Origin of the sequence: Rathayibacter sp. VKM Ac-2857, assembly GCF_013205025.1 — a bacterium.
Classification (GTDB): Bacteria; Actinomycetota; Actinomycetes; order Actinomycetales; family Microbacteriaceae; genus Rathayibacter.
Map to the genome: position 1 here is coordinate 115,720 of NZ_JABMLE010000005.1, position 24,498 is coordinate 140,217.

Genomic DNA, 24,498 nt, shown 5'->3' on the forward strand with positions numbered 1-24,498 from the left:
AGGAGCACCCCCCGTTAAGCGCACCCGGCGGTGGCGGGCACATTCTCGAGGAATGTCTAGCGCGCACCTCCTCCACGGTGACAAACGTTGGAACGGCGTGAAGGTGTCGAGGGTGCGGAACAACTACGCCTGGGGGATGTCGGCGATCTGAGCGAGCAGGTCGCGACGTGTCTCAGCGGAGGCTCTAGTCATCGGCTCATCGACACGTAGCGCTTCGACGACACTGACGAACGCTCGAGCTTGAGCGCGCGCTTCGGGACGCCGGAGTAGGAACCGCTGGTAGTCGGCTTCCTCCTGCTCAGTGAGGATGCCAAGTGCCGAGCCAGCCGCCGCAAGAGCCGGAACAAGGAGCTGTGGACTCTCCAGCATCGGCTCGCTCCTCTCCGAGGAGGCATCGGGGCACCCTCGCGATCACCGTACCGAACGAGATCAGAGCGTGGCAGTGAACGGACAGTTCCCTTGAGCTGGCGAACGTCGGCACCGGCGCGGACGCACCAGAGCGCGATGGCAGGAGAACACCGGTGAGTACCGCGCTGGGAAGCGGACGGCGCATTTTGTCGAGACGAAGTTTGAGCTAGGCGAGCACGTGCTCGCATCCCTCCACGAGGGCGACGGCGTGACTCTCGTCGGCTACGAGCGCACCGTCAGCGGGGGTGAGGGCGAGAACCACCGCACCGGCCGCACTCTTGAGGCCAACGCGATCGGTCGGAACCACACTCGCGCTACCGCCGTCGTCACGACGACTTTCCTGCGTCCGCCTCGCCGCGATCGCTGCGGAGTGACCGAGGCTGCCGCAGAAACAAGCCCTCAGAAGGCGATCTACTCGCGATTCGCGGTCGCTTCGATCCAGTCCGTCACGTCGTCCTCGAAGGTCTGAGGAACATCCGGTGCTTCAGCACTCGCGGAGGGACCGCCCGCAGCCTCCACCTCTCGAGCGATGGTGTCAGGGACGACGTCGCCGTTGTTCTCGATCAACCACGTCTGGCTCTCGGGTGTGAGTTTCGACCACCACTGCTCATGCGTCATCGACGAAGTATGCGCCTGCCGCTCGGACACCGCGTCCTCCGCAGCGGCCGAAGGTCCTCTCTCGGTGCGTCCTGACGACCTCGCGCCGCTCGGAGCGGGTCAGCGCCTGTGGGCGAGCTCGCTCGCCATCAGCAGCCGTGCGCGAGAGAGCAGACCCCGCACAGCAGTCGGGGTGATGTCGAGGTCCAGAGCGATCTCGTCGTAGCTGAGCTCGTGCAGCTGCCGCAGCTCCCAGCAGCGACGTTGCAGGGCCGGCATCCGCTCGAGCACCCGCCGGGCGTCTGCGGCAAGAGCTGCGCACCGGCCGGCGGCCTCCGGGTCGTCCTTTTCCAGCGCCGGCAGTTGCTCGTCCAGTTCGCTCCGGCGAGCGGATGCCGGTGCGCGGAGGTGGTCGATGCTGCGCCGGCGGGTCGTGGTCGCCAGCCATCCGGCGATGGTCTCCCCGTCGATGACGCTGTCCAGATGCGTCCACGCGGCGAGGAAGAAACGTCGCGGCCGTTCTTGGCCGCCGACCCCCGGATCGCCTTCAACCGCTCCGGGTAGCTTTCCGCGGTCGGGCGACCGCGAGGTAGTGTTCCCGCCCGTCGTCTGCGGCGGCTGGCGGAGACATACTGATCGAACAGGGTGCGCAGCTCGGAGTCGTTCTCGGCCGACAGATCGCTTGGCTGTCTTCCATGCCCGCATCTGCACGATGTCGGTGTCCACCGGTACCGTCAGTAGCGTCGCCAACCGAAGGAGCCGCGTGCCAGAGACGACGTCCACCCCCGTCGGTGCAAATTGGATTCGCGCTGCCCTGCAGGTGAACCCGTACGCGTACCAGGGGCGTAACGCTCCATCAGGTTTCTTTGAAGACGAGGCCGCCTACAATGAGGCGCTGCTGAACGAGTGTGAATCCTTGGGTATCGCTCTCATTGCCGTCACGGACCACTGGAGCGTCGACTCGGCCGCCGGTTTGATCGTCGCCGCAAAGGAAAAAGGCATCACTGCCCTTCCCGGATTTGAGGCGAACTCATCTGAAGGTGTTCACATTCTTGTGATCTTTGACGCCGGTACGGACTTTTCGTCAATCAATGCCTCGATTGGACGATGCGGGGTCAGACCGAACTGCAGCAACGGAACGACGGGCGAGCCATACTCGATCATCCTTCAGCGAATGACGGAGGACGACGCCTTGGTCATCCCGGCGCACGCCAACGTGCAGCCAGCAGGCTTGCTCACCACGCGCGCCGGCCAGCCCCTCGCCACGATGATTCAGGCTCCTGATCTACACGCCATTGGTATCACGCCAACGGTCGCCGAGACGCGCGACCAAGCCGCCGTCGTCGGCGGCACGGGAATTTTCGCTCGCCCTCATCCCCTTGCCGTGATTCATGCAGATGACGTGATGGGACCTCGTCAGTTGCGCACAGACGGAGCAAGCTCCTGGTTCAAGGTCAGCGCACCCACCCTGCGCAGCCTGAAGCTTGCAGTTCGCACGCCAGCAACCCGCATTTCTGTCACGAATCCGAGAATCGAGCCGCGCACGACGATCAAGAGCGTGTCGTGGGTTGGCGGGTACCTCGGCGGGGTCACCGTACCCGTCTCCGACGACCTCACCGCATTGATCGGAGGTCGCGGTGCTGGTAAGTCGACCATCATCGAGAGCATCCGCTACGCGCTTGCGCTGGAGGCTCTTACTCCGCAAGTAAAGGCCGACCACAAAAATATCGTCTCGTCTGTTCTGCGCGGAGGGACGATCATCCGCGTCGAGATCGAAGCGGTGAACCCAGTTTCACAGCGCTTTACAATCGAACGAGAGGTCCCTCATCCTCCTGTCGTGCTTGACGCCGCTGGATCCCGGACCAACCTGACGCCCAGTGAAGTTCTTGGGCCTGTCGAGATCTTCGGACAACACGAGCTGGCTGAGCTGGCCGGCAGCACCGAACGCGTCGCCGAACTGGTCCGCCGTTTCGACGGTGAACTCGACGACGACGCTAATCTGCAAAGCACGCTTCGACAGCTTCGGACGAACCGCGAGGACCTGATCCGAGTCGAAGAGGCTCTCGATGACCTCGACGGGGAGCTCGCTCGCATCCCTGGGCTAACCGAACAAGTCGGGCACTGGGAAGCAACCGATGTCCCCGCCAAGCTCGCAGGGCAACAACGCCTCGGACGCGATGACGCCATCTTCGAGGAGGGCGCCAGCCGAACAAGCGCCGTTACTGACGAGTGGACGCGGTTTGTGCAGGCTCATGCACTTCGCAACCTAATCGTGCCGCTCGCCGACATAGACGGCGCGCCCCAACAGCAACACCTGGTTCGAGTCGTAGATGCTCTCACTCGACTGCAGTCACGTACGACCGAGATCTCTAGCTTGATGAGCGAAGCGCTGGCCGAGGCACGCGAAGACATCGGGGCCGCTCGCGCCGATTGGCAAGCTGCCACAGCGGATGAAGCTTCGTCCTATGGGGAGGTGGTGCGAGAGCTTCACGAGCGAAAGCTGGACCCTGACCGATTCGTCGCGATCCAGCAGGAACTGGACAGGCTGCAAGCGGTGGAGCCCCGCAGAGCTAGTCGGAGAAAGGATCTTACGAGCCTCCTGGCTCGGCGCGAAGCTCTTCTTGACGAACTCCGAGCACACGAGACGCGGCGCACCGAACACCTCCACGCCGCCATCGGAGCGGCCAACAGAGCGACTGGCGGAGTCGTCGTCGCGCGCCCCATTACGGCCTCGGATCGCACCCATATTCTTGACGTAATCAAACCGTACATCGCCACTCAACGCACCCAGATCACAGCGGCGATTGCAACTGATAATTTTTCTCCCCGTAGCCTCGCAGCAGCCATTCGGGAAGGCTCCGACGCCCTGAATGCGATGGGAATCCGAGGGGCCCAGGCAACTGCGCTTCTCACCGCCGGCGAGCGACTAGCCCGCGAACTCGATGAGTTGCGCATCGAATTGGCGGTGGAGGTTCTGCTCCAAGTCGACGGCACAGGTCTTCGCTCGATGGATCAGCTGTCCAAGGGTCAGCGAGCCACCGCCCTGCTGCTGCTGCTGCTCGCGGCGTCAAATGCCCCCCTCATTATCGATCAGCCAGAGGACGACCTCGACAACAACTTTGTCTACCGGGGAGTGGTCACTAAGCTTCGTCAACTCAAGGGGCGACGGCAGATCATCGCCAGTACCCACAACGCTAACGTTCCCGTGCTCGGTGACGCTGAACTGATCGTTGCTATGCAAAGCGATGGTACGCACGGCAGGCCGTCTCCGCGTGGCATTGGCTCGCTTGATGACGCGGCGATCCGAGTTCTCGCCGAGAACATCCTCGAGGGCGGACCGGCTGCATTCAACGCCCGTCAGCACCTCTACGGCTTCTGAGGCTCCGGAGCGGATCGGTCGTACCTAGGTTGCCGCCGCGCGGACGTGTCTTTTCCCGACCTGAAGGAGCCGTTGCTCCGAGCGGATACACCGCTCCACCCCAGTTCCTGAAGAGCAGCCGGGTGCTGAGCAGGAGACCCACCGGCGGGAGTCCAGCGGCTGCTTCATTGATCGATAGAATACCGACTTACAAGGCACTAGGACTTTGCGGTGCAACGATATGGGAAACGGAACTACGCAATGTCGACAACTGGTAACCAGTCAACTAATCTGAACGCGGCGAAGGCGGCTAAGAAGGACGAATTTTATACTCAATGGGCCGACATTGAGCGCGAGATGAACGCTTACCTCGAATACGACCCTGACGTATTTCGCGGAAAGACAGTACTCTTGCCATGCGATGACCCCGAGTGGAGCAACTTCACAAAGTTTTTTGCTCTGCACTTTACTGATTATGGCATCAAGAAGCTTATATCAACGTCGTTTGCCCCGGATAGCAACCCGTCGTTATTCAGTTACGAGCCCACACTTTTTGAGCTGAACAACCCGCAGTTCGACCAAACCAAAACGCACGCTAACGGAAAAAAGTTCATTTTGGAGCGCAGGGATGTCAACGCGGATGGCGCGGTAAACATCGACGACCTGCAATGGAATTACCTCGAAGGTGACGGAGATTTCCGAAGCGCAGAAATAACGGCTTTGCGCGACGAAGCCGACATTGTAATCACGAATCCTCCATTCTCGCTGTTTCGCGAGTTCGTAGACTGGCTCACAAAAGGCGGCGTGAAGTTCTCAATTATTGGCAACCAAAACGCTGTGGCTTACAAAGAGGTTTTTCAGCAAATCAGGACGAACAAAGTGTGGCTAGGAAAAGGGTTTAAGGGCAACGTCGCCCATTTCGCAAGTCCATATGAAGATATTGCGACGTCCGGAGACAAAGAGGAGGGGATGATTCGCGTGTCTGGAGTAATGTGGTTTACAAACCTGGAGCACGGGCGCAGACATGAGCCTCTTCAGCTCATGACAATGGCCGACAATCTGAAGTTCAATAAAAAGCTTCTTTCCACGCTCGACGGCGGGACGCAATATCAGCGGTACGACAATTTTGATGCAATTGAAGTCCCATTTACCGACGCGATACCCTCGGACTATTCAGGTGTTATGGGAGTTCCTATCACATGGCTTGCTAAGTACAACCCCGATCAGTTCGAGATCTTAGGAACCGACGAATCTGACGTTGTCCCCACAAAGACGTATCGTGCCAAGGGTAAAGTAGTCGATGGTCTCCCCGTAAAGTCCAATACGGGATCTGGTGGAGCCTATATCAGAACTGAGTCATACGGATCGGGTACCTTTTTCGATGTCGGCTACCCAGTGAAGAGAATGTATAAAAGAATCTTCATCAGTCATCGAGGGGAACTCTAATGAAGACTGAACTCAGACATTACACGGTTGGGGAAGTCGTTGAGGGTTTCGTGTATAACGAACTCGAAGGAAAGGGGCTCTTCGGTCTGGACGGGAGGCTAGTAATTCAGCCAGAGTACCAGCGGAACTACATTTATAACGACGGCAAGCGGGATGTTGCAGTAATAGAGTCTATGCTGAAGGGCTACCCGCTTGGGCTAATATATTTCAACGTCAATGGCGAAACGTTCGAAGTGCTGGACGGGCAGCAGCGCATCACGACTATTGGCCGCTTCGTGACGGGCAAGTTTGCAATAAAATTACACAACAAGGAACAGACCTTTTCGTCGCTGGCGGCGGATTTGCAGAATATGATCCTCGCCACAAGACTTGACATCTACAGCTGTGACGGCAGTGAAGCCGAAATTAAGCAATGGTTCGAGACTATCAATATAGCTGGCGTGCCTCTGAATAAGCAGGAGTTACTCAACGCCATCTACTCAGGTAGCTTTATAACAAAAGCTAAAGCTGAGTTCAGTAACTCAAATAGCGCTAAGTTGGTCAAGTGGCAGTCCTTTATCTCAGGTGACCCTAAGCGACAGGAGGTACTGGCCGAGGCGCTGAATTGGGTTGCGTCGTCATCAGGTATCTCCGTCGATTCCTACCTAGCTCAGCATCGTCATGATGATAATATCACTGAGCTAAAGGCATACTTCACTTCCGTCATTGATTGGGTTAGTGGAGTATTTACGCGCTCCCCTGATAAGGAGATGCGCGGGCTAGAGTGGGGGCGGTTGTACGAAAAGTGGCATTCGAAATCGTATAGCGCGGCCGCCATTGATGCAAAGGTTCAAGAACTGCGCGACGATCCCTACGTGTCGTTGAAGAGGAATATCTACGAATTCGTTCTCGGGGGAGAAAAGGCAACTCAGCTTCTCGCGCTCCGACTTTTCGACGAGAAGACTAAGTCGCTTGCTTACAAGTCGCAAACGAACGAGGCCAAAGCCAAAGCTGCCTCGAACTGCCCGTACTGCGCTCTAAGCAACAACGCCAACAAAACACGCCTTTGGAAGATCACTGAGATGGATGCGGATCACGTCACGGCTTGGTCCAAGGGCGGTAAGACCGACTTGGCTAACTGCGAGATGCTGTGCGTGCCGCACAATCGCTCGAAGGGCAATAGGTAGGCGCACTGCTCCAAGGCGCCTAGCACCATCGCCGGCAAGGTGAAAGATCTCTGGCGCGACTTACTGTAGGCGGGCCATGACATCGGAGGCATTCGGTCTTCTGAGTTGCGGCAAGCGGTACGTAGCTGCGTAAAGCGGTACGGCTTCGTTTTGGCTCTCATTCCTGAAGATGCATGGCGTATTGGTGGTTGGCGCGTAGCTTCCGTTGCTCTGGGCTGGCGCGAGGCTGCCGGTCTCGAAACTGTGGCGCGCTACCGCGCGGGGCGACGGCTGTTGGCACTTGTTGCAGGTCGGTCGCCATTTGCTGGCTGCCTCGCAAAACATTAGTTTTTCGAGACAGACCGGCGAGAGCCGATTCGAGTTCGACTGCCGCCGTCACGTCGAAGGTCTCTCTGTCTCGATAACGTGTCTCGTCGGACTTTGTCTCAGGAGGGTGCCCGGAGGGGCTTCCCGAGTCAGAATGTGCTCGTGAGGCTTCTCGGTTATACGCGTGTGAGTACGTCGAGTCAGGACGCGCAGTTGCAGCTCGACGCGCTCGTCGCGGCCGGCGTGCAAAAGCGCGACGTGTTCGCGGATGTGACGTCTGGCAGTAAGACCGCGATCGAGCGGCGCGGGATGGAAAAGCTGCTCGAGTACGCCGAGGAAGGGGACACCGTCGTCGTCTGGCGAGTAGACCGCCTCGGCCGGTCACTGATCGACGTCCTCAACACGGTGAACCTGTTGCGTGAGCGAGGGGTGCAGGTCCGGTCGATCTCAGACGGCATCGACCCGTCGACGTCGACGGGCCGGCTGATGCTGAACATGCTTGCCACGCTCGCGGAGTACGAGCGGGAGCTCATCGTCGAGCGAGTCAACGCCGGCATCGCCGCCGCACGTGCGCGTGGAACCCGCTTCGGCCGGCCCCTGTCAGATCCTGCGGTGGTCGCAGACAAGCTCGCGATTGCTGCGGACGCGCGATCGCGTGGGCGCACTGCTGAGGATGCTGCTCGTCTCGTCGGGTGGAGTCGTCCGTCGCTCTATCGCCATCAGGCGGACGCCGCTCGCCGCGCAGCTGCGGGAGAGCAGGCAGCCTCCCAGTAGGGGACCGCAGCGGCCACCTCCGCGCAGAATGTGCCGGTGACGCAAGTAGAACTACTCAATGCGTGCCCGTGCGATGACGCGCAGATGGAGGCGCTGTTCAGCTCGGGGTGGCCAGCGTTACATCTCTGCCGACCGCCTCGCGGAGGAGCATCTGCCGCAGGTCCGCGAAAGGTTCGGCCGGTTTGAGCTCGTGGTCCTCGATGAGGACGTGCCGGTCGCGGCGGGCTGGGCGGTACCGATTCGGCGAGACTGGATGCGGGAGGGTCTGCCCTCCGGGTACGGCGACTCGCTCCGTGGGGCGCTCGAGGAGAAGGACGAGGCGGCGACCCTCGTCGTCTGCGCCGCGCAGGTGCACCCGGACCGCATCGGCGCCGGGACGCTGCTCGGACGCGCGAGGGGCCGAGACGCTGCTGCTCCCCGACGACGTCGCCACCCTCGGCGATCCGTCGGACGAGATCATTACAGCCCGGTCGAAGTTGCCGCCCGTGCACTCTGGAATCCCAGCGACGTCATCGACTAGCGCCTCGACCCCGTCTCCATCTCGAGCCAGGCCGTCGACGGTGGCGTCGCGGTGATCGCCGCCGCTCACTCATACGCGCGCGACGTCACTCTGCTGGTGGACCTGGTCGACCTGGAGACGACGGTCGACACGGCGCTGGTGACCCTCCTCGCCGGCGGGTCCGTCACCTTCCGCGTGACTGCTGCGGGCGGTGCCGATCCGGCGGCGTTCTCAGCCGCCGTCCGACACGCGAACGGGCTGCTCGCCGTCCGGCGCGGCTGACGCGCCACTCATGCGTCAACGGCGGCCGTGTCGCTTTGCGCCGCCGAGTTCCGCGATGCTCGGCTGCCGGTCTCCGGCAGGGTGAAGTAGACGATCAGGCAGAGTGCGACGACGACGATCATGTAGACGGCGACGAGCATCGGCTGGCCGGCGCCGACGAAGGCGGCTGCGATGAGGGGCGCGGTTCCGCCGAAGACCGCGATGACGAGTTGGTGGGCGAAGCCGATGCCGGAGACGCGGACGGCGGCGGGGAAGAGCTCGGCCTGGATGGTGGGGTAGACCGACTGCCAGATCCCGAGGACGACCCAGCCGGAGGCGGCGACTGCGGTGTAGACCCAGAATCCGGGCCGTTGCATGATCAGAAGGAGCGGGTAGAAGAGGACGATCATCCCGATCGCTCCCACGATGGGGAAGATCTTCCGCCGGCCGAGGCGGTCGGAGAGGTAGCCGCAGATCGGGACGATGATCACGAGGAGCGCGAGGCCGATCACGCTGCCCGCCAGGGTCTGCGAGAGATCGCGTCCCGTGGTGAGGTTGGCGAAGGTCGGCAGGAAGGTCGCCCACGTGTAATACGCGACGGCCGGCGCCGACAGTGCGGCGGCCTGGAGGAGCGCCTTGGGGTGGTTGCGGAGGAGGTCGCGCAGCCGTCCGGGAGCGGATTCCTGCTCCTCGAGCTGGGCGGCTTCGAACTCTGGAGTCTCGTCGGAGCGTGCGCGCATGATGAGGCCGATGATGCCGAAGATCCCGCCGATGACGAACGGGATGCGCCAGCCGTAGGCCGCGAGATCGGCGGTGGAGAACGACGACGTGACGAGCGCGGCGGCCGCGGTGGCGCAGAGGGTGGCCAGGCCGCTCGCCATGTTGGTGAACGAGCCGAAGAGGCCCTTCCTGTCGGCGGGAGCGTGCTCGACCATGAAGGCGATGGCGCTCTGCCCCTCGCTGCCCGCGGAGATTCCCTGGATCACTCGGGCGATGACGAACAGGATCGGAGCTGCGTAGCCGATGGACTCGAAGGTGGGGGTGAGGCCGATGATCAGCGCGCCCAGGGCCATGCCGGAGACGGCGAAGGTGAGGATTCGGCGCCGTCCGTACTTGTCGGCGAGGGGCGAGATGATGATGCCGCTCAGAGGCCGGACGACGAAGCCGATCGCGTAGGTCAGCAGGGCCGCCATCAGGGAGGCGAAGGCGGAGTCGCTGGGGAAGATCTGGCTGGAGAACACCGCTGCGAGCAGGCCGTAGATGTACCAGTCGTACCACTCGACGAAGTGGCCGACGGTGCCGGCGAGCAGGTTGGCGTTGCGGCGCTTCGTTGAGACGGAGCCGGTCGTCGGCGTCGGCGTCGGTGGAGTCGGATGTGAGGTCGTCATTGAGCTCTCCTGAGGGTCGGGAGGTCGGCAGGAAGGGACGCCGACGAACGGCCTGCGGCCGAGTGCGGAGTCACCGGGGAGAAGGGTCGACGAGAAGGGGGAGGGGGATCGCCGCCTAGACGGCGGTCGAGGTGCGGCCCGGAGTGGGGCGGGCGGAGCGGGCGGCTCTCACGCGGAGAGGTCCTCTTCGCCGGCGAGGTAGGCGTAGGTGGGCCAGCTGGCGGTGATCTCGGCCGCGGCCAGGAGGAGGGGCCGGGAGAGTTCCGCCATGCGGGCGCGGGTCATGCGGACCGAGGGGCCGGCGATGCTGATCGTGCCGGTCGCCGGTGCGTGCGAGCCGGCGCCCAGGACCGGAGCGGCGACGGCGTGGATGCCCAGGTCCATCTCCTCGAGCGTCGTCGCGTAGCCGCGGTGGCGGACCTCGTGGAGCTCGTCGAGGACCTTCTCGGGCTCGAGCACGGTGCGGGAGGTCAGCGGGACGAGCCCGTGCTGGTCGAGGATCTCGCGCACGTGCTCCTCGGGCAGCGTCGACAGCCAGGCCTTCCCCGACGCCGTGGCGTAGGGAACAGCGTCCTTGCCCATCACGGGGTCGAGACGCAGGGAGGAGTTCGATCCCTGTGCCTTGGCGATCCACTGCAGGGAGTCCTCGGAGACCACCGCGAGGCGGACGAGCTCCTCGGACTCCGCGGCGAGAGCGTCGAGGGTGCGCTGCGCCCACGTGCTCACCCCGGAGGACGACAGCTGACGGAGACCGAGTGCGCCGAGACGGTGGGTGGCGTAGTAGGTCGACGTCCGCGGATCCTGGGCGGCGTAGCCCGCCGTCACCAGCGCGCCGAGCAGTCGGTGCGCAATCGCCTTGTTGAGGCCGAGCGCCTCGGCGACCTGGGTCACCCGGAGTCCCTCGGGCTCGGGCGCGAGCATCTCCAGGACGCGCATGCCGTGAGCCACGTCATCGGCCAGAGCCATGGTTCTCCCTTCTCGACGCCGGATCGCGGCGCGGGTCGTCTCGTGTGGATCGCAGGTCAGACCTTGGAGCTCGGCCGACCGGGGATGTGGCTCAGGATCGACTTCGAGAAGCCCCCGTCGACGCAGATGTCCTGCCCCGTCACATAACTCGAGAGCGGCCCGACGAGGAACTCGATCACATTCGCGCAATCGACAGGATCCCCGATCCGCCCCAGCGGGATGATCGCCTCCCGCGCCTTCTTGATCTCGGGGTCGACGTACATCCGCTCGGTCATCCCCGTGCGGTGCATGCCGGGGGACACCACGTTCACGCGGATGCCGTCGGGAGCCCACTCCAGCGCGAGGGTCTGCGCGAGGAGAGTCAGGGCCGCCTTGCTCGGGCTGTAGGGGCCGGATCCTGCGTGCGGGATCTGCCCGGACATCGAGGAGGTGAAGACCGCGGCGCCGCCGCTCTCCTTCAGGTGCGGGTAGCCCGCCTTCGCGAGGAGCCACGCGCCGCGGAGGTTCACCGCGAACATGCGGTCCCAGTCCTCGAGCGAGACGTCCGTGAGGGCGCCGGGCTTGGCGACGCCGGCGTTCGCGACGAGGGCGTCGAGCCCGCCGAACGCGGTCACCGCCTCGCCGACGAGTCGGGCCGGCACCTCGGGATCGCCGATGTCGCCGACCAGGGCGAGAGCGCTGCCGCCAATCTCCTCGATCGCGCGCACCACCTCGGCCTGCTGGGCGGTCGACTGGTGTCCGGCGACCGCGATCATCGCCTGCTCGCCACGGGCGAGGGCGGCCTCGGCGAGTCTCACGGAGGTGGCGGCGCCGATGCCGCTGCTGCCGCCGCTGATCAGTGCTCTCATCGTGCGTTCTCCAGCTTCCAGCCCTCGGACCGGAGGTCCTGCAGCGCCTTGTCGAATTCGTACAGGGTGTTCTCCTCGCGGATGACCTCGAGGACCACGTTGTCGACGCCAATCGTCGCCTCGACGGCGGCGCCCAGCGCGCGCCAGTCGATGACGCCGGTGCCGATCGGGTCGTGACCCCAGACGTCCGTCCCCGTGTCCGAGATGTGCACGAGGCCGATCGACCCGTGGTGCGCCAGCAGCGCCGCCACCGGATCCTCGCCGAAGTAGGCCGCGTTGGCGACGTCGTAGACGATCTTGAGCGAGTCGTCGCCGACGGCGTCGATGACGGCGACCAGCTCCTCGATCGAGGGGGTGAAGCAGTAAGGGGTGTTCTCGAAGAGGAGCCGAGTCCCGGACTTCGCGGCCATCGGCACGAGCGTCTCGAGACTCTCGGCGAGCCAGCCGTGCACCCGATCGAGCGAGGGGGAGATCATCGGCCGCCGGGTGCCGGGGGAGATCACGATCTCGGGCACGTTCCACTCGGCGGCCAAGTCGATCACCGTGCCGATGTGCTCGATGCTCTTGCGGCGCGCGCTGGCGCCGGGGCTGGCCAGGTTGAGGTCGTAGCCGCCGGCGTTGAGCGAGCGGATCGACGCTCCGTACCTCTCGAGTCGCGCGAGGCCGTCGGCGCGTTCGGCGCCGGACATGTCGTCCGGCCAGAGGTGCGGGGAGCTGACCGGGACTTCGAACGTCGAGTACCCGTTGTCGGCCAGTTCGGCGATCGCGTCGATCGCCGTGGCCGACCAGAGGTAGGAGAAGGTGTTGATGATCATGGGAAGTGTCCTCGTGGTTCTGCGCCCGGGATCGTCGTGATCGTCGCGGCGAGCGGGAGCGGGAGCGGTGCCGGGGAGCGGGGCGGTGCCGGGGAGTGCGGCGGCGGCAGCGGGGTCGACCGGATCGTGCCGACGAGGGCTGCTTCGCTCTCGTCGCGCGGATCCCGCCGGCGCCTCCGATGCCGGCGGAGGACATCGCGGCTGCATTTGTAACGCTGTTACAGCAGGGTCACACGTCGAGCGGAGCACTGTCAAGCGCCGCCGGATCCGGCGTGCCGGCGGGTCCGGCGAGGAGGCGCGCGACGACGGGCTCGAGGTCGGCGGTCGCGCTGTTGTCCAGCTCGAGGACGTCGGCCCCGGTCCAGGCGAGGGGCGAGCGGCCCCATCGGGTCCAGAAGGCGTCCCACTCCGCGAGCTTCACGAGATCCCGATCGAGGCCGCGGGACTCGAGGCGGCGGCGGGTCTCGGCCTCGGAGGTGACGACCCGCAGCACCGTCGTCGTGACGGAGGGCCAGTCGGCCGTCCGGGCGGCCTCCTCGAGGAACCCGGGCTGGTCGAGGTAGGCCGCGAAGGGGGCGTCGAGGACGACGGAGAGACCGAGGCGGAGGTTGTCGGCCGCCACGGCGAAGAGCGCCGCGTACTCGGCGGGCATCACGTGCTCGAGGTAGAAGGCGCTGTTCTCGCGTCCGTCGGGGGAGTGACCGCCACCGGCGAGGGCGGCCTCGACGAGCGGGCCGGCCAGGGCGTCCTTGTCGAGGTAGGCGGCCGTGCAGCGTCGCGCCAGCTCGCGCGCGACCGTCGACTTGCCGGATCCGGCGGAGCCGACGACGACCAGGGCGAACGGCATCTCAGGCTCGCGCGTCGCGGACGGCCGAGAGGAAGGACTCCGCCGCCGCCGTCACCTTGGAGTAGTCGCCGTCGGGTCGTGCCGCCTTGGTGATGGTGCTGCCGACGCCGACCGCGACGACCCCGGCCTCGAACCAGGCGCGGGCGTTCCCCGCGCTGACGCCTCCCGCGGGCATGAGCGAGACGTGGGAGAGCGGGGCGAGCACGGCCTTGGCGTAGTCGGGGCCGATCTCCGCCGGGAACAGCTTGACGATGTCGGCGCCGGCCTCGACCGACTCGAGGATCTCGGTCGGGGAGTAGGCGCCGCTCATCGTCGGCACCTGGTAGCGGTTCGCCGTGCGGATCATCTCGCGGCTGAGGTGGGGGCTGACGAGGAAGGACGCCCCGGCTGAGATCGAGGCGTAGGCGCTCTGCGCGTCGAGCACGGTGCCCGCGCCCACCGAGACGGTCGAGCCGTGGGCCTCGACGAGCCGCTCGATGACGCGGAGCGCCCCCGGCGTCGAGAGAGTGATCTCGATGGCGCGGATGCCGCCGGCGATGGCGGCCTCGGACGCCGCGAAGGCCTCGGCGGCGTCGTCGAGCCGGACGATGACGAGCGTTCCGTCATCGATGATGTGGTGCAGGGTTCGCAGTTTCTGAAGCATGCGGCCGACGTTATCCCAAGAAGCGACAGAAAGCATCAGAAATGACAGACGCACTTCCGCTGCTGGCGGCCGAGCGGCGGGACCGCATCCGGACCCGGGTCCAGGAGCGCGGCTCGGTGCGCTCGATCGAGCTGGCCGAGGAGCTCGGCGTCTCCCTCGTCACGGTCCGGCGGGATCTGGTGGAGCTGCAGGCGGTCGGCGTCGTCCGTCTCGTGCACGGCGGGGCGCAGCTGGTCACGGGACGCGTGCCGCCGACGGATCGCCGGGAGCGCTCGGGGGTGCACGTCGAGGCCAAGGTGCAGATCGCTCGCGCCGCGGCCGCCCTGGTGGCTCCCGGCGACGTCGTGTTCCTCGACTCCGGCACGACCTGCGCGGCCCTGGTCGAGCACCTGGCCCTCGTCGTCGGCATCACGGTGGTGACCAACGATCTGGTCAGTGCGATTGCGCTCGCCGGCGCGGCGCCCGACGCGTCCGTGGTGATCGCCGCGGGTCGAGTGGACGGCGCGACGCTGTCCACCGGGGGAGAGCTGCTCCCGGCCGTCCTGGAGAACTTCGTGTTCGACGCGGTCTTCGTCAGCGCGAGCGCGTGGGACGCGACCTCGGGCGCGACGACGGGCGACCTCGGCTACGCCGCGGTGAAGCGCTCGGCGATCGAGCGCGCGAAGCGCAGCTTCCTGCTCGTCGACGCGAGCAAGTTCGGCGCCGTCGAGCCCTACGTCGTGAGCACCCTCGACGGCTTCGACGCCATCATCACGGACGACGCGCTCGGTGCCGAGCAGCGCCGGGACGCCGAGTCCTCCGGCGCGACCCTCGTCACGGGATCGATCCGGAGCTGACGCGCGGCACCCGCCGCGTTCCGAACCGAATCCACATCGAGCATTGACTCCTGCTCGCCGAGCGGTCTATCTTGCAATCGATCGCTGCAACCGATCGCAGCAACCGATCTCATTGGAGAGACATGACCAAGAAGCGATGGAGCTTCGCCCTTGCCGGGCTCGCCGCCGCGAGCCTGATGCTGGCCGGATGCTCGACCCCGTCGGAGAGCGCTGCTCCCGACGGCCCCGTGACGCTCACGTACTGGGACTTCCTCGACCCGAGCCAGGACAACCCCCGAGCCAACGCCCTCAAGACGAACATCGCCGGCTTCGAGGCCGCAAACCCGAACATCACGGTCGACCTGTCGGTGGTCTCGCTCTCGGACATGCTGAACCGGCTCCCGCAGGCCGCTGCGGCAGGTCAGGCGCCCGACGTGTTCAAGATGTTCACCCCCGTCGTGCCCCAGATGGCGGCGGCGGGCGCCTACTCGCCGCTTCCCGACGCGGCGGCCGAGGTCACGGACTGGCTGCGTCCGGTCGACGTCTTCGCCGGCCCCGACGGCAAGCAGGTCGCCGTGCCGTACGAATACCGCACCTGCGCGCTCTACTACAACCAGAAGATCCTCGACGAGATCGGCGCGACCGTGCCGACCACCTACGACGAGGTCGTCGACGTCGCGGGCAAGGCCGCCGCGGCCGGCTACACCGGCTTCGGCACGGGCTTCTCCGACACCGACAACTCCGCGATCATCGGCACGTTCTTCGACTGCTTCATGAGCCAGGTCGGCCAGGAGGAGTTCACGGAGGACGGCGAGGCCGACTTCGCGACGAAGAAGGGCGAGGAGTTCGGCCAGTTCCTGGCCGACCTGCGGGACGCCGGCGCGCTGGGCACCAGCGTCGTCTCGGACAGCTACGGCACGGTCACCGACGGACTCGCGAACAGCACCTCCGCCATGGCGATCCTCGGCACCGAGCGGATCGTCTCCTACGCCGCGACCAACCCCGACATCAAGTGGACTGAGCTCCCCGCCGCCTCGACGGGGGACTCCACCGGAGCGACCCTCGGCTGGACCCTCGGCATCGGCTCCGGCAGCGACCACGTCGACGCCGCGTGGAAGTTCATCGAGTACATGACCGGCCCCGAGGCCGGAGCCGTGATGGCGACGGGCGGCGAGGTCCCGACGCGGCAGGCCACCTACGACGAGGACTACTTCTCGACCCCCGAGGCCGACACCGTGAAGTCGATCGCCGACTACGTCGAGAGCAACAGCGAACCGCACTCCTACTCCGACAACTGGGTCGCCCTCGCGACCGGTCTGTCCCGCTCCGGGCAGGAGCTGGTGCTGAACGGCTCCTCCGGCTCCGAGTTCATCCAGGCCGCGCAGGACGCGGCGAACCAGTAACCTCGCCAACCATCCGGAGGGCCCGAGCGATCGGGCCCTCCGGGGAGCGGACCATCATGTCTACAACCAGTGCCTCGCGGGTCCTCGACCCGCAGACGCCCGAGGCCGCCGTCGACGTGCCGATCAACCGCCCGCGAGCGGATCGACGCGTCTGGCTCTACGTCCTCCCGGTCAGCCTCGTCTTCCTCTTCGTGTTCGTCGGCCCCCTCTTCTACACGGCGTGGACCGCGCTGCACGAGACCAACTACTACGCCATCGGCGAGTTCTCGGGGCTCAACTCCTTCACGAAGCTCTTCTCCGACCCGACCCTCCCCGGCCAGATCGGCGCCACCCTCGCGTTCTCGCTCGGCGCGCTGGTCATCGCGCTGCCGGCCGGCCTGCTGTCGGCCATCGTGCTCAACAACATCCGCACCTTCAAGCGGACCGTCCGCGCTCTGTTCCTGCTGCCGTGGCTGATGTCGCAGGCCACCGCGGGCACGATCTGGCTGTGGTTCCTCAACCCCAACTTCGGCCCGGCCTCCGCCATCACCACCTCCCTCGGCTTCGGCCCGACGGACGTGTTCTCCTCGCCGACCAGTGCGCTCGTCGCGGTCACGCTGATCACCGCCTGGTGGTCCTACCCCCAGGCGATGCTCCTGTTCCTCGGCGCGCTGCAGACGATCCCAGAGGAGCTGCGCGAGAGCCTGCGGGTCGACGGCGGCGGAGTCTGGCGCGGCTTCATCAGCGTGACCCTGCCCTATCTGCGGAACACGATCGTCTCGGTGACCGTCGTGCTGCTGATGCTCTACGTGCAGATGGTCACGATCATCCTCGTCACCACCCGCGGCGGACCGCTGGCGGCGACCGAGACCCTGTCGATGCGGGTCTACAACCAGACCTTCAACGTCTTCGACCTCTCGGGAGCGTCCGCGACCGCGATTCTCCTCTTCGCCATCAACGTGGTGCTCACGCTCGTCGCGATCCGGTTCCGACGGAAGGAAAGCCTGTGACCACCGCAACCGCCCGCAGCCGCCGCAAGAAGGGCGACGTGCTCAAGGCGATCCCCTCGTGGGTCTACATACTCGTCTCCGCGATCATCGTGCTCCCGCCGGTGGTCTGGATCCTCTCCACCTCGCTCAAGGTCGAGGCCGACACGATCCAGTTCCCACCGATCTGGATCCCCGATCCGTTCTCGCTCGCCGCCTACACCGGGCTCTTCACCTCGACGAACATCCGCTTCTTCGTGAACTCCCTCGTCTACGCGGGCGGCTCCATCGTGCTGGCGCTGGTGATCTGCATCCCGGCCGCATACGTCGCCACCCGATTCCGCAGCCGGCGGATGGAGACCCTGATGACGGGGATCCTGGTGATGTCGATGGTGCCCGCGATCGTCGTGTTCATCGCGCTGTACTCGATGTTCGTGAAGTCGGCCCTGATCAACACCTACCCGATGCTGATCGTCGTCTACACGGCCATCATCTGCGGGCAGACGATCCTGTTCCTGCGCAACTTCATCGAGAACATCCCGGTCGAGATCGAGGAGGCGGCAGCGATCGACGGCTGCTCGCGCCTGCAGATCCTGATCCGGATCGTGCTCCCTCTGATCCGCCCCGGCATCGCCGCCATCGCGATCTTCATCTTCGTCTTCGTCTGGAACGACTTCCTCGTCGGGACCGTCCTCGCGACGACGGAGGACATGAAAACGGTCCAGAACGGCATCGTCCGCTACATCACGACCGGATTCGGCAACTTCTGGGGCCTGTTCTCCGCCTTCGTCGTCGTCGCCTTCCTCCCCGTCCTGATCGTCTTCACCGCCTTCCAGCGCTGGTTCATCGCCGGCCTCACGTCCGGCGGGGTCAAGGGATGACCGGCGCGGTGCGCGTCGCCGTGGTCGGCGCGGCGGGATGGGCGGGCAGCCGCCACGTCCGCGCGTTCCATCAGCTCGGTGCCGATGTCGTCGCGCTCGTGGACCCCAGCCCGCGCACGGCGGACCTCGCCCGCGAGGTGGGAGCGACAGTGCTCGCCTCCGCGGCGGCGATCGGCGCGGACGACGTCGACCTGGTGGTCGTCTCGCTGCCGACGGCGGCCCAGCCGGCCGTGGCGGCCGAGCTGCTCGGCCGCGGGCTGCGCGTCCTTGTGGAGAAGCCGCTCGGCTCCTCCCGGGAGAACGCGGCGGTGCTCGGCACGGCGGACGCCGTCGACGAGGCCCTCATGGTCGGCTACACGCTGCACCACCACCCGGTGGCACGACTGCTCGCCGACTGGGTGTCGTCGTCGACGGTGATCAGCATCGGCGTCCGCTCCGCAGCACGGAAGCTCACCCTCGACTCCTGGCGCACCGAGCCGGGCGAGGGCGGGGTCGCCGTCGTCAACGGGATCCACGCGATCGAGTTCGTCGCCTCGCTCTTCCCCGGGGACGCGACCGTGCACGCCTCGCACGCGAGCTCGGGACTACACGGCACGGCGGCCCCCGACTACGCCGCCGCGACGATGTCATTCGCGGACGGGCCGCTGTTCCGGCTCGAGACGTACTGGAACCCCTGGAACCACAGCGCCGGCCTCAACCTCAGCGACTGGTCACTGGAGATCGACGTCGTCGCCCACGAGGGGCGCCGTCTCTGGTCGAACTGGACCCTGCACGAGTGGGACCGCCTCGGCTCCGAGACGACCCGGCACTTCCCGGAGACCGACCTCTTCCTCGAACAGGCCGGCACCGCACTCCGATTCGCGAGGGGCGAGCGTCCTGTGGTCGGCTATCGGCAGGCGCTGCGTGCAACCGATCTCGCGGACCGGATCCTGAAGGAGAGTGCAGCCGCATGACGCGCGTGAAGACCCTGGTCCTCGGACCCTCGCACTGGCACGTGCCCCTGCTCGCAGAGCGCATAGCGGCGCGCCACGACGTCGTCGGGATCAGCGACGCGACCCCGACCGCCGTCGCGGGACTGGCGGAGCTGTGGGACGCGCCGGTGTCCGAGTCGTGGCGTGAGGTGGTCGCGGCGCATCCCGACGCGGAGCTCGCCTACGTCTTCCTCCCCCACGACGAGATGCGGGAGGCGTGCCTCGCCCTCATCGCCCGGACGATCCCCTTCGTCGTCGAGAAGCCGGCCGGGATCTCCCTGGCCGAGCTGGTCGAGATCCGGACCGCCGCAGAGGCGGCCGGAGTGCCGACCGCCGTGCCGCTCGTGCAGCGCGGTGGACCGGTCGACCGGTGGCTGGAACGCGCCGGGCAGGCCGTCTACGAGAGCACCCGCTTCATCGCCGGCCCGCCGGAGCGGTACCTCGCGAACGGCAGCCCGTGGATGGTCGAGCCCGCCCGCGCCGGCGGCGGCTGCCTGCTCAACCTGGCCCCCCACTTCATCGACCTCTTCCTCCAGTCCGCGGGAGCGAGCAGCGCGGCCGTGACCGCTTCGCTCTCCTCCGCCCTGCACGGGCGGCCGATCGAGGACTTCGCATCCCTCACCCTGACCACGCCCGACGGGCGGATCGCGACGATCGAGACGGGCTACGCCTTCCCCGACTCGCCGCTCAAGCGGCACTGCTCGTACCTCCGCACCGGGACCGCCGGCACGGCGTCCATCGGCTCGGACGGCACGGCCTCCTTCACCTCGACGGAAGGGGTCACCGAGACCGCTCGCTTCGACGTCGACAGCGACCCGCTCTACGCGGTCTTCGTCGACGCCGTCGCCGACGGACTCGAGGACGGCTGGACGGGGCTCCCCGGAATCCGCGACCTGGAGGCGACGATGGAGATCGTCTGGGCGGCGTACGCCCACGCACGACGAGGGGAAGAACGATGACCATTCCGAGCATCGAGGCGGTCGCCGCGGCGGCGGGCGTGCACAAGTCGACCGTGTCGCGGGCGTTCTCCCGTCCCGAGGCGGTCAAGCGCCAGACGCGGGAGCACATCCTCGAGATCGCCGCGTCGATGGGCTACTCGATGAGTCCGCTGGCCCAGGCGCTGCGCACGAAGACGAGCACGCTCGTCCCGCTCATCGTCCCCGACATCACCAACCCGTTCTTCGCCGAGCTGGCCAAGACGATGACCGCCGCGGCGGTCGAGCGCGGCTACCAGCTCGTGCTCTGCGTGACCGAGAACGACGCCGGCGCGACCGGCCGCTACCTCCAGGCGATGCAGGCGATGTACGCGCCCTTCGGCGTGATCGCCCCCTCCACCCGGATCGATCCGGCGGAGCTCGCGCCGTTCGGCTTCGGCAGCCGCCTCGTCGTCATCGACCGCATCGACACCGACGATGCGATCTCGACCGTCACCGTCGATAGCGCGAAGGGCATCGAGCTCGCCTTCGACCACCTCCTCGCCCTGGGCCACCGGCGCATCGTGTACGTCTCCGGCATCATCGGCACCCACACCGCCGCCGACCGCCGGAACGCCTACCGCCGCCTGACGACGCAACACGGCGTCGACCCCCTCGAGTTCGACGAGGGAGTGGGCGCGGACGCCGGCCAGCACGCCGGCACCCGGCTCGCCACGATGCCGGACCGGCCGACGGCCGTTATCGCCGCGAACGACATGGTCGCGCTCGGCCTCATCAGCGCCCTCGGCTCGCGCGGGATCTCCGTGCCCGGCGACGTCTCCGTCGTCGGCTTCGACGGACTGCCGCTCGGTGCGCACAGCACCCCGCCCCTCACCTCGGTGCAGCAGCCCATCGCGGTGATGGGCCGTCTCGCGATCACCCTCGCGGAGCAGGCGGCCGCGAACGGCCACGTCGACCACGTCGTCCTCCAGCCCGAGCTGCTCGTGCGCGCGTCGACCGGACCGGTCCGATGAGCGCGCGCCTGATGCCCGGCATCAGCCACGTGGACCACGCCGCCTTCGCGGTGCCGGACCTGGAGGAGGCCGTCGCCTTCTTCGTCGAGGTCCTCGGGGCGCAGGAGCTGTACCGCTCTCAGCGAGGACCGGACGCCGCCTTCATGCCCCTGCACTTCGGCGTCCCGGAGGACGCGGCGCTCGAGCTCTCCATGCTGCGGCTGCCCCCGAACCTCAACATCGAGCTCTTCCAGTGGAGCACCGCCGACCAGAGGTCGGAGCACCCGCGGCTCAGCGACCGCGGTGCCCACCACCTGTGCCTCGTCGTCGACGACGTCGACGCCGCCGTCGAGCACCTCCGCGGGATCGCCGGCGTCGAGATCCTCGGCGGACGCAAGGAGGTGGGCGGCGACAGCCCGTCCGTCGCCGGCAACCGCTGGACCTACTTCCGGACCCCCTGGGGTCTCCACATGGAACTCGTCGACCGCTCCCGGGTGCGCAACGCACCGGACCTGGTCGGACCGGCGGACTGGAACCGCCCTGCAGAAAGGACCACCTCCCCATGATCATCGCCGGACACACCCTCGGAACCCCCGGGCAGACCCTTCCCGACGCCCTCCGCCTCTTCCGGACGGCCGGACTCGACGCCGCGGAGGTCATCTATCAGGCGGACTATCCCGCCGCGATCGACCCCACCGGCAGCCGAGCCGTGCAGAACGCGGCCGCCGCAGCGTCGGGGGAGGGCGTGCCGATCGTCGCGCTCACCCCGTACACGACCTCCATCAACAGCACCGACACGACCGACTGGCGGAAGGGCGTCGACGAGTTCCGCGGCTGCATCGACGCCGCGCAGGAGCTCGGCGCGGCGCGCGTCCGCGTCTACGCGGGATCCTGGCAGCCCGGCAATGCGAACCACTCGGCCCACTGGGGTCAACTGCGCACCGCGCTCGGAGTCCTCTCCGGCTACGCCGCCGACGCCGGCGTCGTCCTCTGCGTCGAGAACCACTTCGGCACGATGACCCAGACCGCCGCCGACACCGCCCGCCTCGTCCGCGACATCGGCTCGCCCTCGGTCCGGGTCCTCTACGACCAGGCGAACCTGACCTTCACCCACGACGAGGACTGGCACGAGGCCTTCGCGATCCAGGGCGAACTGATCAGCCACGTGCACGTGAAGGACCTCGTCTTCAAGGACCCGAACGCCCGCTTCCGCGCCAGCGACACCGCCCGGGTCAAGGCCGAGGAGCGCGCGGTCTCCTCCCGCGTCGTCGGCGACGGCGTCGTGCCGTGGCCCGAGATCCTCGGCGAGCTGATCCGCCGAGGCTACGACGACGTCCTCACCCTCGAGTACGAGTACCGCTGGCACCCGCAGGACCTCCCCGAGCCGGCCGTCGGATTCGCCGACGGCGCCCGCGCGGTCCGCGACATCCTCGCGCGGAACGCGGTGACCTCGTGAGCGGCGTGCTCCGCGTCGGAGTCGTCGGCGCCGGCAACATCGCGAGCATCGCGCAGCTCCCCACCCTGGTCGGCCGCGACGACATCGAGCTCACCGCGCTGATCACCCGCAAGAGCGATCCGAGCGCCCTGTTGCGCCGCTGGGGTTTCCTCGCCGCGTACCCCACTGTGGAAGCGGCGCTCGAGGCAGAGGAGCTCGATGCGCTCTTCGTCCTCACTCCGCGCTCCGAGCACGTCGAGGCGACGCGTCTCGCGCTCGAGGCGGGGGTGGACGTCTTCTGCGAGAAGCCGCTCGCGACGAGCGCGGCCGACGCCGAGATGCTCGCCCGCCTGGCCGAGGCCGAGAGGCGGATCCTGATGGTCGGCTTCAACCGGCGCTTCGCCCCCGTCTACGAGGCCGGGCGTCGCGCGTTCGCCGAGAGCGGGGCGACCTTCTGCATCGCGCAGAAGAACCGTGCCGGCTCCGAGTATCGGGCGACGTTCGAGAACGCGATCCACATGGTCGATCTGCTCCGCTGGTACTGCGGGGGAGAGCCGGTGGAGGTCACCGCGCACGCCGCGGGTGACGACCTCTGGCAGGAGGACGGCGTGAGCGCCCTCATCCGCTTCGACAACGGGAACACCGGCGTGCTGATGGCCGCCCGCACGGCCGGCGCCTGGAGCGAGAAGCTCGACGCCTACGGCGGCGGCGTCACCGCGGCCGTCACCGCGCCCGATCGGATCGCCCTGACCCGCGACGGTGAGACGACCGTGCGGGAGATGTCGCCGGAGGCCTTCGGCTGGGCGACCGCGACGCAGACCTTCGGGTTCGCCGGCGCAGTGCACCACTTCCTCGACCGTGTCCGCGACCGCGAGCAGCCCCTCACCTCCGGAGCGGACGCCGCCAAGACGCAGCTGCTGCTCGACCGCATCCTCACGGCGGCCGGGCTCCCGACGGAAGAGCAAGAAGGACGAGAGTGGGCCAGCCATGCTAAGAAATGACGACGTCGTGCCGACCGCATCTGAGCAGATCGTCCTGATCACCGGGTCGAACGGCGGCATCGGTGCCGCGATGGTGGCGGCGTTCGCGCGATCGGGGGCGACCGTGATCGGCGCCGACCGCGGCGAGAACGCCTCCGACGAGACGGACGAGTACCACTCGCTCGACGTGACGGACGAGGCGGCGACCGCCGCGGTCGTGCGCTCGATAGTCGAGCGGCACGGCCGGCTCGACGCCCTCGTCCACGCGGCCGGGGTGCTCGGCGAAACCCCCGACCCGATGCGCACCAGCACCGCCGAGTTCGAACGGGTCCTCACGATCAACGCCACCGGCACCTTCACCATCGTTCGCGAGAGCGCGCAGGCGATGCTCGACACCGGGACGAAGGGGACGATCCTCCTTTTCTCCTCCGTCGCCGCGAAGGAGGGCCGGACAACCTATCTGCCCTACAATGCGAGCAAGATCGCGGTCCTGCACATCATGTGGTCGATGGCGCAGATCCTCGGCCCGTCGGGGATCTCGGTCAACGCGATCACTCCGGGTCCGGTCGAGACGAACATGTGGGCGCAGCTCGCGGACGCCTCCGGGAGTGAGGTCGACTCAGCTGTGAAGGCCCGAGCAGTCCGCGCCGCGCAGCTGCCTATGAAGCGTTTCGCCCGGCCCGACGAGGTCGCGAGCGCTGCCCTGTTCCTCACCGATCCGGTGAACCGCTACATCACGGGCGTCAGCCTCGATGTGGCGGGAGGCGCGCACCTGGGGATGGGCAGCTGACGGTGCAGC

23 protein-coding genes and 2 pseudogenes are annotated in these 24,498 nt (G+C 66.6%); 16 read left to right on the plus strand and 9 right to left on the minus strand.

Annotated elements, in window-relative coordinates; genetic code table 11:
• Positions 1–819: 819 nt before the first annotated feature.
• The 3 genes and pseudogenes from HQQ86_RS20535 to HQQ86_RS22250 form a co-directional block, all read right to left on the minus strand.
• Positions 820–1,026, minus strand: a complete 207-nt coding sequence (locus HQQ86_RS20535) for a hypothetical protein (RefSeq protein ID WP_173290638.1) — start codon at positions 1,024–1,026, stop codon at positions 820–822.
• A gap of 99 nt (positions 1,027–1,125) precedes the next feature.
• Positions 1,126–1,497, minus strand: a pseudogene (locus tag HQQ86_RS22245) (RNA polymerase sigma factor); the annotation flags it as partial.
• 50 nt (positions 1,498–1,547) lie between these two features.
• Positions 1,548–1,682: pseudogene (locus HQQ86_RS22250) on the minus strand (hypothetical protein); the annotation flags it as partial.
• A gap of 86 nt (positions 1,683–1,768) precedes the next feature.
• Between HQQ86_RS22250 and HQQ86_RS20545 the strand changes: the two are divergent.
• The 5 genes from HQQ86_RS20545 to HQQ86_RS20565 all read left to right on the plus strand — a co-directional run bounded on the left by HQQ86_RS20545 (position 1,769) and on the right by HQQ86_RS20565 (position 8,836).
• On the plus strand, positions 1,769–4,384 hold the full coding sequence (locus HQQ86_RS20545; RefSeq protein ID WP_173290642.1) for a TrlF family AAA-like ATPase: 2,616 nt from the start codon (positions 1,769–1,771) through the stop codon (positions 4,382–4,384).
• Between the two features lie 240 nt (positions 4,385–4,624).
• The gene (locus HQQ86_RS20550; RefSeq protein WP_173290644.1) at positions 4,625–5,809 is read left to right on the plus strand and encodes an adenine-specific methyltransferase EcoRI family protein; all 1,185 of its coding nucleotides are present in this window, start codon (positions 4,625–4,627) and stop codon (positions 5,807–5,809) included.
• Positions 5,809–6,975 carry a DUF262 domain-containing protein gene (locus tag HQQ86_RS20555; RefSeq protein ID WP_173290646.1) on the plus strand — a complete coding sequence of 389 codons (1,167 nt, stop codon included), beginning with the start codon at positions 5,809–5,811 and terminating at the stop codon, positions 6,973–6,975. The genes HQQ86_RS20550 and HQQ86_RS20555 overlap by 1 nt, the downstream gene beginning before the upstream one ends.
• Before the next feature lie 468 nt (positions 6,976–7,443).
• Positions 7,444–8,055, plus strand: a complete 612-nt coding sequence (locus HQQ86_RS20560) for a recombinase family protein (RefSeq protein WP_173290648.1) — start codon at positions 7,444–7,446, stop codon at positions 8,053–8,055.
• A gap of 616 nt (positions 8,056–8,671) precedes the next feature.
• Positions 8,672–8,836, plus strand: coding sequence for a hypothetical protein (locus tag HQQ86_RS20565; RefSeq protein ID WP_173290650.1), 165 nt, complete (start codon positions 8,672–8,674; stop codon positions 8,834–8,836).
• Between the two features lie 8 nt (positions 8,837–8,844).
• Here the strand turns inward: HQQ86_RS20565 and HQQ86_RS20570 are convergent, their stop codons facing one another.
• The 6 genes from HQQ86_RS20570 to HQQ86_RS20595 all read right to left on the minus strand — a co-directional run bounded on the left by HQQ86_RS20570 (position 8,845) and on the right by HQQ86_RS20595 (position 14,322).
• Positions 8,845–10,203 (minus strand): MFS transporter, encoded by a 1,359-nt coding sequence (locus HQQ86_RS20570; RefSeq protein WP_173290651.1) that lies wholly within the window; start codon positions 10,201–10,203, stop codon positions 8,845–8,847.
• Between the two features lie 168 nt (positions 10,204–10,371).
• A complete protein-coding gene (locus HQQ86_RS20575; protein WP_173290653.1) occupies positions 10,372–11,169 on the minus strand; it encodes an IclR family transcriptional regulator in 798 nt (265 codons plus the stop codon).
• Between the two features lie 56 nt (positions 11,170–11,225).
• Entirely contained in the window at positions 11,226–12,017 is a 792-nt protein-coding gene (locus tag HQQ86_RS20580; RefSeq protein WP_173290655.1) for an SDR family NAD(P)-dependent oxidoreductase, read from the minus strand.
• Complete coding sequence (locus HQQ86_RS20585; protein WP_173290657.1) at positions 12,014–12,832, minus strand: sugar phosphate isomerase/epimerase; 819 nt, start codon at positions 12,830–12,832, stop codon at positions 12,014–12,016. The genes HQQ86_RS20580 and HQQ86_RS20585 overlap by 4 nt, the downstream gene beginning before the upstream one ends.
• Positions 12,833–13,061: 229 nt before the next feature.
• Positions 13,062–13,679 carry an AAA family ATPase gene (locus HQQ86_RS20590; protein WP_173290659.1) on the minus strand — a complete coding sequence of 206 codons (618 nt, stop codon included), beginning with the start codon at positions 13,677–13,679 and terminating at the stop codon, positions 13,062–13,064.
• Position 13,680: 1 nt separating this feature from the next.
• On the minus strand, positions 13,681–14,322 hold the full coding sequence (locus HQQ86_RS20595; protein WP_173290661.1) for a bifunctional 4-hydroxy-2-oxoglutarate aldolase/2-dehydro-3-deoxy-phosphogluconate aldolase: 642 nt from the start codon (positions 14,320–14,322) through the stop codon (positions 13,681–13,683).
• A gap of 41 nt (positions 14,323–14,363) precedes the next feature.
• Here HQQ86_RS20595 and HQQ86_RS20600 point away from each other — a divergent pair, with 41 nt between their 5' ends.
• The 11 genes from HQQ86_RS20600 to HQQ86_RS20650 all read left to right on the plus strand — a co-directional run bounded on the left by HQQ86_RS20600 (position 14,364) and on the right by HQQ86_RS20650 (position 24,489).
• Positions 14,364–15,158, plus strand: coding sequence for a DeoR/GlpR family DNA-binding transcription regulator (locus tag HQQ86_RS20600; protein ID WP_173290663.1), 795 nt, complete (start codon positions 14,364–14,366; stop codon positions 15,156–15,158).
• A 122-nt stretch (positions 15,159–15,280) separates the two neighbouring features.
• Positions 15,281–16,540 carry an ABC transporter substrate-binding protein gene (locus HQQ86_RS20605; RefSeq protein ID WP_173290665.1) on the plus strand — a complete coding sequence of 420 codons (1,260 nt, stop codon included), beginning with the start codon at positions 15,281–15,283 and terminating at the stop codon, positions 16,538–16,540.
• 56 nt (positions 16,541–16,596) lie between these two features.
• Positions 16,597–17,529, plus strand: coding sequence for a carbohydrate ABC transporter permease (locus tag HQQ86_RS20610; protein ID WP_173290667.1), 933 nt, complete (start codon positions 16,597–16,599; stop codon positions 17,527–17,529).
• Complete coding sequence (locus tag HQQ86_RS21595; RefSeq protein ID WP_173290668.1) at positions 17,526–18,386, plus strand: carbohydrate ABC transporter permease; 861 nt, start codon at positions 17,526–17,528, stop codon at positions 18,384–18,386. Before HQQ86_RS20610 ends, HQQ86_RS21595 begins: the two co-directional genes overlap by 4 nt.
• Complete coding sequence (locus HQQ86_RS20620) at positions 18,383–19,339, plus strand: Gfo/Idh/MocA family protein (protein WP_173290670.1); 957 nt, start codon at positions 18,383–18,385, stop codon at positions 19,337–19,339. The genes HQQ86_RS21595 and HQQ86_RS20620 overlap by 4 nt, the downstream gene beginning before the upstream one ends.
• Positions 19,336–20,316: a Gfo/Idh/MocA family protein gene (locus tag HQQ86_RS20625; protein ID WP_173290672.1), complete on the plus strand. Its 981-nt coding sequence runs from the start codon at positions 19,336–19,338 to the stop codon at positions 20,314–20,316. Before HQQ86_RS20620 ends, HQQ86_RS20625 begins: the two co-directional genes overlap by 4 nt.
• On the plus strand, positions 20,313–21,305 hold the full coding sequence (locus tag HQQ86_RS20630) for a LacI family DNA-binding transcriptional regulator (protein WP_173290674.1): 993 nt from the start codon (positions 20,313–20,315) through the stop codon (positions 21,303–21,305). Before HQQ86_RS20625 ends, HQQ86_RS20630 begins: the two co-directional genes overlap by 4 nt.
• Positions 21,302–21,850: a VOC family protein gene (locus HQQ86_RS20635; RefSeq protein WP_173290676.1), complete on the plus strand. Its 549-nt coding sequence runs from the start codon at positions 21,302–21,304 to the stop codon at positions 21,848–21,850. Before HQQ86_RS20630 ends, HQQ86_RS20635 begins: the two co-directional genes overlap by 4 nt.
• Positions 21,847–22,740, plus strand: a complete 894-nt coding sequence (locus HQQ86_RS20640; RefSeq protein ID WP_173290678.1) for a sugar phosphate isomerase/epimerase — start codon at positions 21,847–21,849, stop codon at positions 22,738–22,740. The genes HQQ86_RS20635 and HQQ86_RS20640 overlap by 4 nt, the downstream gene beginning before the upstream one ends.
• Positions 22,737–23,720: a Gfo/Idh/MocA family protein gene (locus HQQ86_RS20645; protein ID WP_173290680.1), complete on the plus strand. Its 984-nt coding sequence runs from the start codon at positions 22,737–22,739 to the stop codon at positions 23,718–23,720. The genes HQQ86_RS20640 and HQQ86_RS20645 overlap by 4 nt, the downstream gene beginning before the upstream one ends.
• 7 nt (positions 23,721–23,727) lie before the next feature.
• Positions 23,728–24,489: an SDR family NAD(P)-dependent oxidoreductase gene (locus HQQ86_RS20650; protein ID WP_367948756.1), complete on the plus strand. Its 762-nt coding sequence runs from the start codon at positions 23,728–23,730 to the stop codon at positions 24,487–24,489.
• The last annotated feature ends 9 nt before the right edge of the window (positions 24,490–24,498 follow it).